Here is a 12,962-nt window from a genome sequence, read left to right as displayed (position 1 = left end):
AAACTCTTTTCTTTGTATGTAAGTTTTTTTTGTTTTTTACTTTTCAATAATTCTTGGTTTATTTTTACCATAATCTTTGCAATAAATTCGTGCATTGTTAAAGCTTGTTCCTTTAAATTTAATTGCGGTTACATCTTTAATATTTTTATCATAATTTTCTTGACTATAGACATCCTTTGGTGGTTGTTTTCCATTACATATTCTTGAAAAGATATGGCGTAACTTATCCATACCTTTCTCATCTAAGAAGTCTATTATGTTGTCTTTATTTTCCTCGTCAATATAAAATTCTATTTCACCATCACCGAATAATTTTACCTTATTTCTTTTCATAATTAACTTATAAGTTAATTTTTATTAAATAATCCGGTAGAAAGATAGCGATCGCCTCGGTCGCAAACGATAGTCACAATCACCGCATTATCCACTTGCTTAGACAGCTCAATAGCAGCAGACACGGCACCTCCAGACGATACGCCAGCAAAAATACCTTCTTTTGTGGGCAAATCACGGGTGGTTTGTTCGGCGGCAGTTTGTGAGACATCCATGATTGCATCAACTTTAGCAGCATCAAATATTTTAGGTAAATATGCCTTTGGCCAACGACGAATGCCTGCAATTTTTGCCCCGTCTTCGGGTTGCACCCCAATAATTTGAATGGCTTGGTTGTGCTTTTTGAGGGTTTCAGACACCCCCATAATCGTGCCAGTCGTCCCCATAGCCGAGACAAAATGCGTAACCTCGCCATTGGTATCTTGCCATATTTCTTGTGCAGTGGTGTTGATATGTGCACCTGAATTATCTCTATTAGAGAATTGGTCAAGTTGCTTGCCCCTGCCTTCTTTTTCCATGGTGTCGGCTAAATCTCGTGCACCTTCCATCCCCGCTGCTTCGCTGACCAAAATCAACTCAGCACCATATGCTACCATCGCATCTCTACGCTCTTGGGAGAGATTTTCAGGCATAATCAATATCATTTTATAGTCTTTAATTGCTGCCACCATTGCCAAAGCAATCCCTGTATTGCCACTGGTAGCTTCAATCAAGGTATCACCGACACTAATTTCACCGCGCACCTCAGCTTGGCTAATCATATTCAATGCGGCGCGGTCTTTTACCGAACCCGCAGGATTGTTACCCTCAAGCTTAAGCAAAATAACATTAGATGGATTAGGATTAAGGCGCTGTAGGCGTACCAGTGGTGTGTTGCCGATGGTTTGCTCTATGGTTTTGTGTATTATCTTTTGTGACATAGTTGCTTAAATTGTATGTTATTCGGTGCGTTTATTTTAAGAAAATTGTTGGGGCTATTATTATTTCCTTCATTTAATATACTTGTTGAGGTTTTTTTATCAACACCGATGTTATAAATACTAACAAAATAGGGATTATAGTCCTTCAAAAAAGAATCGCATTGGTAAAATTTTTCACCAATACTGCGACAATATTCTATAACACATTGTGCGCCTTGTAATTGTTGCTCAACCTCTTTTGTTTGTTTTTTAGTAGTAGAAAGTTCAATAAAAATTAACTTTTTGTCATTACTAATAACAACAAAATCTGCGCGCTTACATTGACCCACATTACTAGAGCAGTGGAAAAAGTGTCTTAAATCTGGAAAACTATCTGTTTTAATGGCAACGACATTCTCAGGTACATTTCTAATACAGATAGAGTAGCAATCCTCTTCTTGAAGAATTAATTGAGGTCTTCCATATCCACCTTCTTCTGCTTGAATTAATTTATCGCCAAATAATTGCTGCAATAATTCAAAATCATCCATTTTATTGCCAAATAATGCTTTGTTGAATTTTATTCATTTTGTCGATAGTGTCATCAAAACCACTGTTTCCAATTCCCAATTTATCGTCTATTTCTACCGAGGTTAGAGTGTTGTTTTTGGTTTTTTTGCTGTTGCCATCTAATTTTACTAATTCTTTTTTAGCGACATACATTTTAACTTGTTGTGCTTTTAATAAGTCATCAGAACAATAACCTTCTTGACTGGCAATTGTTTTTAAATAATCATTTTCAGAGTCAGCGTTAAGCATAATTAAAGTGCTGAATTCCTTGATAATATAATCACTGTGGGTTGTGATAAATACTTTGATACCTATATTGACCAAGTTGGCTAAAACCTGAGTAATAAGGCGTTGATTTTCAGGGTGTAAATTTAATTCTGGCTCATCTATAATTAACAAATCATTAGGTTTGGCAATATGTTTCATGTAAAAACCAAGATCTAGCAATGAGCGCACCGCACTAGAGCTTTCTCCTATTTCTAGTTTTACCCTTGATTTTTCTGGATGAAAGTTTAAATTGTCGTCTTTATCTAATTGGTATTTACCACCAAGAATACGATTAAATTTCTTTAGAATCTCTGGGTGTTCTTTTGTGATAAAACTGTCTTTTTTAGATATACTTGACAACTTTCTTTGAAATTCTACATTTTTTTCAACTGGAAGAGCATAATCATGATAATTTTTAAGCAATAATTCCAATGGGTCAATGTCTTTATTTTTATGCATTTCTTTTAACAATCGAGTGCGAGCAAAATCTAGCTCATCTTTAAAAATTGCCGCCCCTGTTCGTTCTGCACTTGCAATAAAGACATTCGGCAATAAATTATCAAATAAAATTTCAATAATAAAATTTGCAATAATATCTTTAATAATGTGATGTGGAAATGTTATTTTCTCTTTGCTCAATAAGGAAATCAATAAGATATTACTATTTTCTTCTTTGGTTAAAGAAAACATTTCACCCTCTCCACTACCAATAGTTTGTTTAAATTCTTTTTCTAAAGGTGGATTTTTAGCAATTTCAATGCTAAATTTAGAAGTTTGAAACAAACTCTTTTCTGAGGCAAAAGTGATTGCTAATTGTTTGCTGTATTCTTGGCATGCTATTTGTAAAATATCATCAATTTGAGTGGCGTAATGCATTAAATCGATGGATGTACTGCCGTCACGCAATAAATCTTCAACACTGGCATCAGGAACAGTTATTCGTAAAAATTCGTTTTTTAAATCTAAAAAGCCAAATAAAGCATAGGTTGTGTAAGTTTTCCCCGTGTTGTTTTTACCACAAATGATCGTTAAATCACCTATTTCAAATTCTGCTTGTTTGATTGCCCCAAGATTTTTTAGTTTAATTTTCATAAAATTACATATTATCTAAAATTGCATTTTTAACTTCTTCCATCACAGGATTAATATTAATCATTGTATCTTTGCATTGTGTAATCGCAGTATCAGGGTCTTTTAAGCCATGACCTGTTAAGGTACAAACGATTGTAGAGCCTTCAGGAATCTTGCCACTTTTAATATCACGCATCGCACCTGCTAGTGAGGTGGCTGAGGCGGGTTCACAGAAAATACCTTCTTTTTCAGTTAATAGTTTTTGTGCGCTCAAAATATCGGTATCACTTAATGCGTCAAACCAGCCATTGGATTCTTTTTCAACTTCATGAGCCAAATCCCAACTTTGCGGATGACCAATACGAATAGCCGTTGCAATGGTTTCAGGATTGTCCACCATTGCCCCTTGTTTAAAAGGCGCAGAACCTTCTGCTTGATAACCTACCATGGCAGGTGTTTTGGCGGCCTTGCCATCTTGGTGGTATTCCTTGTAGCCCATCCAGTGGGCGGAAATATTACCTGCATTGCCCACAGGTAAACAGTGGTAATCAGGGGCATCGCCCAATTCTTCAACAATCTCAAATGCCGCTGTTTTTTGACCTTGCAGACGAAACGGATTGATTGAATTTACAATGGATACGGGCGCATGCTCAGCCACTTCTTTTACCAAGCGCATGCCATCGTCAAAATTACCTTTGATTTGGATAATGACAGCGCCATGAATCATGGCTTGTGCCAATTTTCCTAAGGCAATCTTACCTTCTGGAATGAGTACGAATGCTTTAATACCAGCGCGCGCTGCATAAGCCGCAGCAGAGGCAGAGGTATTGCCTGTAGAGGCGCAAATAATGGCTTTTGAGCCTGCTTCTACCGCCTTAGTTACTGCCATCGTCATACCGCGGTCTTTAAATGAACCGGTTGGATTTAAGCCTTCGTATTTCACATAAATATCCACTTTTTTGCCTAGTAGGGTGGGGATATTTTCTAAGCGAATTAGTGGTGTGTTGCCTTCACCTAAGCTGATAAAGTTTGTGTTTTCATCAACAGGTAGTCTGTCTTTATAATGGTTAATTAAGCCGGTATATCTCATCATATTGTCCTTTTAATCGAGTGTTTCTACATGAATGATTTTAACCTCTTCTTGGATAGAATCATGTTGTTGGATTGCTGCTGCCGCTGCATTAATATCTTTGGTTTTTACTTGGTTGGTGATAATGGCAATATGCGCATTGTCTTGTGCATCAATTTGCTTTTGTATGACTGCTTCTACACTGATATGGTGATTGGCAAAAATTGCGGTAATATCTGCCAATACGCCTGGTTTGTCAGTGGCTAATAAGCGTAGATAAAAAATGCTCTCAATATCATCTTGGTTTTGATAGGGGGTTGCTTCAAGTGACTGCCAACCCAAAACATCACGACTGAGCGAGCCTTTAATTATGTCAACCAAATCAGCAATCACGGCACTGGCAGTGGCTTCATCGCCTGCCCCAGCACCATAATACAGCGTTGGACCCACCGCATTGCCTTTGACTAATACGGCATTCATGACCCCATCAACATTTGCCAATAGGCGAGTTTTTGGAATGAGTGTTGGATGTACACGCATTTGAATTTTACCGTTGAGTTTTTTGGCAATGCCTAAGTGTTTGATAGAATAACCCAGCTCTGTAGCAAAAGCCACATCTTCACCACTGATTTGACTAATGCCTTGTGTGGATACTTTGTCAAATTGCAATTCACAACCAAAAGCAATGGCGGACAATATGGCTAATTTGTGCGCTGCATCAATACCTTCAACATCAAAAGTTGGGTCAGCTTCCGCATAGCCTAACTCCTGTGCTTCTTTCAACACATCAGCAAAATCTCTACCCTTATCACGCATCTCAGTCAGGATAAAGTTGCCTGTACCGTTGATAATACCAGCGACCATTTCAATTTGGTTGGCACTCATCCCTTGCTCTAAAGCTTTAAGGATTGGGATGCCACCAGCCACTGCCGCCTCGAACAATAAATGCGCGTTGTGGTCTTTTGCCAAAGCCAGTAATTCATTGCCGTGTGTGGCAATCAAGGCTTTATTGGCAGTAATCACATGCTTGCCATTTTTAAGGGCTGTCTCTACCAATTCTTTGGCCAAAGTCGTACCACCCATTAATTCGAGCACAATATCAATTGAGTTATTGTTGACGATGTCAAGGGGCGATTGAGTGAGCTGAATGCCTTTTGTCGGGCAAATACGAGATTGATTAATATCTCTAACTGCAGCGTGCGTTACTTGTATTTGTGCGCCCGTGCGACGCATAATTTCGGCTTGATTTTTTGCCAAGACATTAACCACGCCACCACCAACGGTGCCCAGCCCTAAAATTCCTATATTCATAAGTTTAGTCCTATCTATGAATGAACAAAGGTTGGAATTATACCAATAGACCACTGCATTAGATTATTTGTTGAGTGTAATTGCCACGCATTTAAGTGAACGGGAATATTGTGCAGGCACTTTATGTTGATTGTCAAACAACACAGGGGCTAAAGATTTGAGCATGTCTTCATAAATTGACTTTTTGAAGTCAACGACTGCTTCGATAGGGTGCCAATAATCCACCCATTGCCAATCGTCAAACTCAACATCAGAGTGTGTGTCTAGTTTGATATCATTCTCTTTACCCGTAAGTTTTAGCAAAAACCATATCTGCTTTTGCCCAATACAAAGTGGTTTTTGTCTGTGTCTTATGTGTTGTTTTGGTAAATCATAACGCAACCATTTTGGTGTTTTAGCAACCAAATCCACATGCTTAGGTAAGAGTCCAATTTCTTCATTTAATTCACGAAACAATGCCTCAAGTTCACTCTCACCTTTGTTAATGCCACCTTGTGGCAATTGCCAAGCATCCTGCTGGTGGCGCTTGGCTAAGAGTATCTGCTTTTTGTCATTGGTAATAACGATACCAATATTGGCACGATACCCTTCTTTATCAATCATAAGAAGGGGTGGTTTGTTGTTGAGTGACTAATCGTCGCCAAAAGCACCTAAAATATGCAGCAAACTCGTAAACATATTGTGTAGTGCTAAATATAGACCAACCGTTGCTGAGATGTAATTAGTCTCTCCGCCATTAATAATAGCGGACATTTGTGAAAGCATAAATGCACCCATGATTAATACCACAGCAAATGAAATGGCCAAGCCAACAAAAGAAGATTCAATAAAAAATATATTAACTAAAGACAAAACAATAATGCCAACCATAGCAAAAAATATCATGCCATTGAGAAAACTAAAATCTTTTTTGGTATTTTGTACATAAAAGCTAATTGCAAAGAAGGAAACGCCGGTACCAGTGAGTGCTTGCATGACCAAACTTGCGCCATTTGGCATTGCTAAGTAATGTGTTAACATCGGACCAAGGGAATAGCCCAATAGGCCTGCAACTGAAAATGCAGTTAAAATCCCCATATTGCTATTTTGAGTTCTTGGTAAGACAAACCAAATGACCGCAATTGCTGCAATTAAACTCACGATTGCCGAGCTAAAACCTGCACCAATAGAGATTGAAAACCAAGAAGACAAACCACCAAACACCAGTGTGTATGATAATAATTTCATGGTATCTGACAAAACTTTATTTTTAACCTTGGCAACTCTCATTGTTGCCATATTTGCAAATGTATTCATAATTTATCCTTTGTTGTTAACCGTGTAAAATGATTTAATTTTATACTAAAAAACCAAGATGAAGCTGATTTTAGGCTTAGGAAAAACAGGTGTTTCTATTGCACGGTTTTTAACCAAACAACAGGTTGCTTTTAGGATAGCGGATAATCGAAACGCCCCCCCATTTTTATTGCCATTTAAAAGCCAATTTAACACAGAAAATTTATTTTTAGGCGACTGGAAGCCCGAGTTGTTAAATAATATTGATGAGGTTATTATTAGCCCTGGAATCGCTCAAAACGAGGCTATTGTGGTTTTGGCTAGGGTTAATAACATCCCTGTTATTAGTGATATAGAGTTATTTTCACGCCATGCCAATGCCCCAATTATCGGCATTACCGGCTCTAATGGCAAATCAAGCGTTACCCAACTACTCGGTGAAATGATTGCCAATGATGGCAACAGAGTCGCTATTGGCGGCAATATCGGCAAGCCAGCATTAGAGTGTTTAAGTGATAAAATTGATTACTATGTATTAGAGTTGTCTAGTTACCAACTAGATTACACACAAAATTTAACACTATTAACTGGCGTGGTGCTCAACATCACCCCTGATCACCTCGACCGATACCCCAGTTTTGAACACTATATTAAATCCAAACTGAGTCTATACCAATATTGCCAACATCCAGTTATTAACGCAGATGAGCCACTCACCCCAACGCTAGACAATGCCAAATATTTTGGTATGGATATGCCTAAGCAAGGCAGTGATTTTGGCACGGTTACCTGTCATGGTAGTTGCTATATTCTAAAAGGCGATGACGCACTGATGGATGCAGATGAGTTGCCACTTATCGGACAACACAATATAGTCAATGTATTAGCAGCACTTGCTTTGGGTAGGCAAATTGGGCTTAACACCGATTCAATGATGATAACCATCAAAACCTTTAAAGGCTTGGAACACCGCATAGAGTGGGTCACAAAAAAGCAAAATATTGATTATTACAACGACTCCAAAGCCACCAACGCCATAGCCACTATAACCGCAATCAAGGCATTAATAAACCAATACGAAAACATTGTACTCATTGCAGGTGGTATCAAAAAGCAAGAAGACTACAACGCTTTATTTGCATTGATTGATAACCATATACCCCATGTTGTTTTAATCGGGCAAAGCGCCAAAGAGCTAGGCAACAACATCCACACTGCAAAAGTTACCTATGCCAACTCTATGGAAGCAGCGGTTAATGTTGCCAGTACCTTAATTGACAAGGGTGCAATTTTGTTATCCCCAGCTTGTGCGAGTTTTGATATGTTTGATGATTTTGAACAGCGAGGAAATGTATTTAAGGATATTGTCAAATAATTAAAATTTGAATCTTAAATAAAAAAATATCAGGACAAGCCTGATATTTTTTATTTAGCCTAATTTATAATTCTAAGGAAGGACTAAATATTTTAAAAAGGTGATTTCTTATTGAGGATAATATTAAATATTAGCGCCTATCGGATCAAGAAACCTAGAAACCTTATTATAGTAAATCCTCCCTCTCTCTGGTTTGACACACTATAAAGGTGTATTATAAACAACTTTTTATGCACCGGAGTAAAAGATGAAAATATTAGGCGTTGATTTAGGAATTGCTTCAGTTGGCTGGGCATTGGTTGATGACAAGAAGAATGAAATTATTGACTCTGGAGTGCGTATTTTTACTCAGTCTACTAATAAAGATGGGAAAACTCTTGCTTCCGTTAGACGAGAATTTAGAGGTGGTAGAAGAGCTTTAAATCGTAAAAAACAGCGACTTATTCAATTAAAGAAATTATTTATTAGCAATAAATTACTTTCAAAGTCAGAATTTATGCACTTGTTTAATAGTGAAAAGCGTTTAGATATTTGGCAACTACGAGCAAAAGGTTTAGAGAGGCAACTTGATAATAAAGAATGGGCAAGAGTTTTGTATCATATTGCCAAAAGACGAGCTTACCAATCTAATCGAAAAGCAGAAGAAAGTGGCAACACTGATAAGAAAAAAGTTTTATCCGCCATTAAAACAAACCAAGAAAAGATGAAGCAAGGAGGCTATCAAACCATTGGCGAAATGATATATAGTGAAACCAAACACCCGAGTAGCGGTAGAGTTAGACGTAATAAAAAAGACAATTATACTTGGTCAGTATCTCGTATTTTTTTAAGGGAGGAAATTGATGTGTTGTTTGAAAAACAAGCGGAGCTTGGTAATCAATTTACCACCGACGAATTAAAACAAAAATATAAACAGATTGTCTTTACTCAGCGTCCAATACAGTTTAAAGCTGATTTAGTAGGAAAATGCACTTTTGAACAAGGCAAATATAGAGGTGCAAAAAATTGTTTTTCGGCAGAGAAATCAGTTTTACTTAATAAAATAAACAACACCGATTTAATTGATGAAAATACTGGTGAGATTAAGCGGTTATTTGAGTTTTCAGCACTTGATAAATTGCTTGATATTTTTTACAAAACAAAAGAAGTTAAGTATGCCACTTTAAGAAAACAATTAGAAATATCGGGTAATTTTGAATTTAAGCAATTAGACTATCATCAAAATTTTGAATATAAAACCAATATTAAAGCCAAAATAGTTGATTTTTACAAGTTAGAGGATTGGTTGACGCCAGAGCAAAAAGAAAAACTTGAAAAACAAGTGCTAGACGATAAAAAAGAAAAATTTAAACGCTATAAATATAGCAGTATTCGCAGTATTTTATCATTACAAGATTCTCAAAAATTTAAGGGCGTTAAATATGATACTAAAGTTGAGGACACTGTTTTTGGTAAATTAAATGGTTATCACTCCATCAAAAAAGAATTAAATCAAAAGGTATTTGATTTATTGTTTACCAGTAAGATTAAATTTAACAAAATAGCAGAAATTATTACCTATCAAAAAGACGATAAAAGCGCGACTCAAGATTTAGAAGAACAAGTTTTTAAAAATTTAGACTTGGACGAAATTGCTATAAATGAGGCGATTGATGGTTTGTTAAATATATCTTTTTCTGGGTTTAACAATCTTTCTGTGCAGGCTCTTGATAAGATTATCCCTCATCAGGAAGAAGGGCTTAAATATCATAATGCTATTAAAGAGGTCTATGAGCATCACTCTCATTTTAAAAATACTAATCCGCAGCAATACCTACGACCACTCAACAAGGAGGAGAATTATCAAATTACCAATCCAACAATTAAGCGTGTTTTTTCTCAATTTAGAAAGGTACTAAATGCGGTTATTCGTAAACATGGTAGTTTTGATGTGATGCATATTGAAATGGCAAGAGAATTAAAAAACTCTAAAAAAAGAAAGTTTGAAATTGTAACAGGACAAAAAGAATATCAACAAGAAAAAGCAGCAATTAAAGCACAATTTTTAGAGATTTTTGTCTATGAAGGAACAGGAAGGGAGCTTTTAAAGCTTAGACTTTACGAACAACAGCACGGCAAATGCATTTACTCTAGACAATCTATTGAAATAGATAGGCTATTAGAGGATGGATATGTTGAAATTGACCATATCTTACCATGGAGTAGAACTTTTGATAACAGTTTAAATAATAAAGTTTTATGCTTGAAAGTAGAAAACCAAAATAAAACCAATCAAACACCATTTGAATATTTGGCAAATGGCGAAAAAAATAATAGTGAGTGGCAAGAATATAAAAATTATATCAACAGCTTTGTTAATATTAAACAGGCAAAGAGGAATAAATTACTCAACACTAACCTCCCTAAAAGACGAGGCAATGATTTAACCGATAATGATATTGAAAATCCAGAAAGTGGTTTTCTAGCACGCAATTTAAATGATACCGCTTATGCTTCTAAATTTATTAAAAACTTTGTTGAACGAAATTTAGCATTCTTAGAAAATTCAGAAATCAAACAAAAAGTAAAAACTAGGAATGGAGCATTGACAAGCCAGTTGCGTTATAACTGGGGCGTTGAAGCAAAAAATAGAGATAATAATCTACATCATGCTGAAGATGCAATTATTCTAGCTTTTTCAACTCAAGGAGAAGTGCAAAGAATGTCAACTATTTCCGCCAAAAGAGAAGATTTTAAATATCAAACCACTGATGAAAGACTAGTTAAATTCACTCCGCCTTTTGTTAATTTTAAAAATGCTTTAGATCAAAGTATTAACGATATTTTTGTCTCTTTTGCACCAAGACGAAAAGTAGCTGGAGCAGCACATAAAGCTACAATAAAATCAAAAAATATAGGTGGAAAATATAAATTTTCCGTTAATCAAGGTGTGGCAGAAAATGGTGTAATTCAAAGAGTTGACGTGTTTAAAAATGCAAAAAATAAATATCAATTTGTAGTATTTTATCCAGCAGATTTTTATAAAGATGATTTTCCAAAATTGGATTTATCGGGTAAGGAAATAGATGAAGACTCTAAGTTTTTATTTTCTTTGTTTAAAGATGATTTGATTAAGTTTGAAACTAAAGGTAATAAAAAAAATCCAAGTAGAGATTTGTTGGCTTATTTTAAATATATTCAATCAGATGGGAAAATTGCTTATCAACGACATAATAAGGCAGAAATAGAGCGAAAAAAATCTGATAACAAAAAAGGCTTTATAGATATTTTACTTGCAACAAAAAGTGATTTACAATCTATCAAAAAATATCAAGTGTCTATATTGGGCGATTACCAAGAAGTAATTAATGAAAAACGCTTGCCACTGATCAAGCAAATGCGTAAAAACAAATCAAAGCAACAAAAATAATAATGTCATGGCAAACTATTTTAATTAGCAATCCTTGTAAACTTTCTATTAAGAATAATAATATTTTATTAAGGCGTTTAGATGAAGAAGATGTTATTGTTGTCATTAGCGAAGTTTCTGCAGTTGTTATTGAGAACCCACAAGTTACTTTAACTGCAGTTTTTATGGCACATTGCGCAAGTTATAATATTGCCGTTATTTTTTCAGATGAAAAGCATATGCCAATAGGTGTATTTCAACCTTTTTATCAGCATAGTAGAATGACAAAACATGCTTTTTTACAAAACAATTGGTCTAAATCTTTTAAGAATAGAGCGTGGCAAAAATTAGTAAAAGCCAAAATACACAATCAACAACAAACACTGGTAAAAATAACTCAACAGCCTAATAAGCAATTAAATTTAATTGCATCTAAAGTGCAATCAGCAGATAAAACCAATCGTGAGGCGCACGCTGCTACTATTTATTGGCGCATTCTATTTGAAGATTTTAGGCGCAACAATGTGGATGATATTAGAAATTCAGCGTTAGATTATGGATACAGTATTGTTCGTGGCGTTATTGCTAGATGCGTAAGTGCTAGCGGATTTATTCCAGCATTTGGTTTTCATCATAAAAATGAATTGAATGCCTTTAATTTAGTTGATGATTTGATTGAACCATTTAGACCATTTGTTGATTATGAGGTTTACTTACTAACCAAGGATTATAACAATAGTGGCAACAAATTAAGTCAACAAGTGCGTATAGAGCTAGTTAGTATTTTAAATAAACAGATTGCGTTTGATAACCAAAAAACTACTATGTTGAATGCCATTCAGAAATTAATTTTTAGTTTGTTAAAAGCTAGCGAATGTGGAAGTTCTGATTTCTTATTGTTACCACAACATGTTAAATAAAGATGACCGCTTTATGCGATTAATTGTATTTTTTGACTTGCCTACCAAAACTAAATATGATAAAAAAGTTTACACTGTATTTAGGCGATATCTTTTAAAGGATGGATTTATTATGTTGCAATTTTCAGTTTATTCAAGGGTCTGTAAAGGACTAGATAGTGTAGAGTCCCATTTAAAATATCTAAGGTCAATATTACCAACTAAGGGCAATATTCGAATGTTGCAAGTCACCGAAAAACAATATGCACGTATGGAAATATTGCTTGGAACGGTTAGAAAAACGGAGAAAAATGCAGGAAAACAGTTGTTGTTATTTTGAAAAATACACACTACAAAGCCATGCAAGCCTTTATATATAAGGTTTGTATGGCTTTGGAGTATATCAGACCAGAGAGAGGGAGGGGTCTATAACAAAACTAGCACTTGCTCAATGGGGAGATAGTATATCAGACCAGAGAGAGGGAGGGGTCTATAACGAATAAAA

Annotated in this window: 12 protein-coding genes; 4 read left to right on the top strand and 8 right to left on the bottom strand. The window is 35.5% G+C overall.

Annotated elements, in window-relative coordinates:
* Window positions 1-36 precede the first annotated feature (36 nt).
* The 8 genes from BBROOKSOX_RS01295 to BBROOKSOX_RS01260 form a co-directional block, all read right to left on the bottom strand.
* Entirely contained in the window at window positions 37-333 is a 297-nt protein-coding gene (locus tag BBROOKSOX_RS01295) for a hypothetical protein (protein WP_139659347.1), read from the bottom strand.
* Between the two features lie 14 nt (window positions 334-347).
* Complete coding sequence (cysM, locus tag BBROOKSOX_RS01290) at window positions 348-1,253, bottom strand: cysteine synthase CysM (protein WP_180323801.1); 906 nt, start codon at window positions 1,251-1,253, stop codon at window positions 348-350.
* Complete coding sequence (locus BBROOKSOX_RS01285) at window positions 1,238-1,783, bottom strand: hypothetical protein (protein ID WP_139659346.1); 546 nt, start codon at window positions 1,781-1,783, stop codon at window positions 1,238-1,240. The genes cysM and BBROOKSOX_RS01285 overlap by 16 nt, the downstream gene beginning before the upstream one ends.
* A 1-nt stretch (window position 1,784) precedes the next feature.
* Window positions 1,785-3,161, bottom strand: a complete 1,377-nt coding sequence (locus tag BBROOKSOX_RS01280; RefSeq protein ID WP_139659345.1) for an AAA family ATPase — start codon at window positions 3,159-3,161, stop codon at window positions 1,785-1,787.
* 4 nt (window positions 3,162-3,165) lie between these two features.
* On the bottom strand, window positions 3,166-4,230 hold the full coding sequence (gene thrC / locus BBROOKSOX_RS01275; protein ID WP_139659375.1) for a threonine synthase: 1,065 nt from the start codon (window positions 4,228-4,230) through the stop codon (window positions 3,166-3,168).
* A 12-nt stretch (window positions 4,231-4,242) separates the two neighbouring features.
* Complete coding sequence (locus tag BBROOKSOX_RS01270; protein ID WP_139659344.1) at window positions 4,243-5,520, bottom strand: homoserine dehydrogenase; 1,278 nt, start codon at window positions 5,518-5,520, stop codon at window positions 4,243-4,245.
* Window positions 5,521-5,583: 63 nt separating this feature from the next.
* Window positions 5,584-6,123 (bottom strand): RNA pyrophosphohydrolase, encoded by a 540-nt coding sequence (locus BBROOKSOX_RS01265; RefSeq protein ID WP_139659343.1) that lies wholly within the window; start codon window positions 6,121-6,123, stop codon window positions 5,584-5,586.
* 27 nt (window positions 6,124-6,150) lie between these two features.
* Window positions 6,151-6,816, bottom strand: a complete 666-nt coding sequence (locus BBROOKSOX_RS01260; RefSeq protein WP_139659342.1) for a Bax inhibitor-1 family protein — start codon at window positions 6,814-6,816, stop codon at window positions 6,151-6,153.
* A gap of 58 nt (window positions 6,817-6,874) precedes the next feature.
* Here BBROOKSOX_RS01260 and murD point away from each other — a divergent pair, with 58 nt between their 5' ends.
* The 4 genes from murD (at window position 6,875) to cas2 (ending at window position 12,797) form a co-directional block, all read left to right on the top strand.
* Complete coding sequence (murD, locus tag BBROOKSOX_RS01255) at window positions 6,875-8,170, top strand: UDP-N-acetylmuramoyl-L-alanine--D-glutamate ligase (RefSeq protein ID WP_139659341.1); 1,296 nt, start codon at window positions 6,875-6,877, stop codon at window positions 8,168-8,170.
* Between the two features lie 247 nt (window positions 8,171-8,417).
* Window positions 8,418-11,579, top strand: coding sequence for a type II CRISPR RNA-guided endonuclease Cas9 (cas9, locus tag BBROOKSOX_RS01250; RefSeq protein WP_139659340.1), 3,162 nt, complete (start codon window positions 8,418-8,420; stop codon window positions 11,577-11,579).
* A 2-nt stretch (window positions 11,580-11,581) separates the two neighbouring features.
* Window positions 11,582-12,478, top strand: coding sequence for a type II CRISPR-associated endonuclease Cas1 (gene cas1 / locus BBROOKSOX_RS01245; RefSeq protein WP_139659339.1), 897 nt, complete (start codon window positions 11,582-11,584; stop codon window positions 12,476-12,478).
* Window positions 12,468-12,797: a CRISPR-associated endonuclease Cas2 gene (gene cas2, locus BBROOKSOX_RS01240; RefSeq protein WP_139659338.1), complete on the top strand. Its 330-nt coding sequence runs from the start codon at window positions 12,468-12,470 to the stop codon at window positions 12,795-12,797. The genes cas1 and cas2 overlap by 11 nt, the downstream gene beginning before the upstream one ends.
* The last annotated feature ends 165 nt before the right edge of the window (window positions 12,798-12,962 follow it).

The organism is bacterium endosymbiont of Bathymodiolus sp. 5 South (genome assembly GCF_900128535.1).
Taxonomy (GTDB): Bacteria; Pseudomonadota; Gammaproteobacteria; order PS1; family Pseudothioglobaceae; genus Thiodubiliella.
This window is presented reverse-complemented; position numbering and strand designations above follow the sequence as displayed.

Excerpts from the sequence above, each read along its gene's own strand:
- cas2 (WP_139659338.1), top strand. The coding sequence starts at position 12,468 with ATGTTAAATAAAGATGACCGCTTTATGCGATTAATTGTATTTTTTGAC.
- thrC (WP_139659375.1), bottom strand. The coding sequence starts at position 4,230 with ATGAGATATACCGGCTTAATTAACCATTATAAAGACAGACTACCTGTT.
- BBROOKSOX_RS01270 (WP_139659344.1), bottom strand. The coding sequence starts at position 5,520 with ATGAATATAGGAATTTTAGGGCTGGGCACCGTTGGTGGTGGCGTGGTT.
- BBROOKSOX_RS01280 (WP_139659345.1), bottom strand. The coding sequence starts at position 3,161 with ATGAAAATTAAACTAAAAAATCTTGGGGCAATCAAACAAGCAGAATTT.
- BBROOKSOX_RS01260 (WP_139659342.1), bottom strand. The coding sequence starts at position 6,816 with ATGAATACATTTGCAAATATGGCAACAATGAGAGTTGCCAAGGTTAAA.
- BBROOKSOX_RS01285 (WP_139659346.1), bottom strand. The coding sequence starts at position 1,783 with ATGGATGATTTTGAATTATTGCAGCAATTATTTGGCGATAAATTAATT.
- cysM (WP_180323801.1), bottom strand. The coding sequence starts at position 1,253 with ATGTCACAAAAGATAATACACAAAACCATAGAGCAAACCATCGGCAAC.
- BBROOKSOX_RS01265 (WP_139659343.1), bottom strand. The coding sequence starts at position 6,123 with ATGATTGATAAAGAAGGGTATCGTGCCAATATTGGTATCGTTATTACC.
- cas9 (WP_139659340.1), top strand. The coding sequence starts at position 8,418 with ATGAAAATATTAGGCGTTGATTTAGGAATTGCTTCAGTTGGCTGGGCA.
- BBROOKSOX_RS01295 (WP_139659347.1), bottom strand. The coding sequence starts at position 333 with ATGAAAAGAAATAAGGTAAAATTATTCGGTGATGGTGAAATAGAATTT.
- cas1 (WP_139659339.1), top strand. The coding sequence starts at position 11,582 with ATGTCATGGCAAACTATTTTAATTAGCAATCCTTGTAAACTTTCTATT.
- murD (WP_139659341.1), top strand. The coding sequence starts at position 6,875 with ATGAAGCTGATTTTAGGCTTAGGAAAAACAGGTGTTTCTATTGCACGG.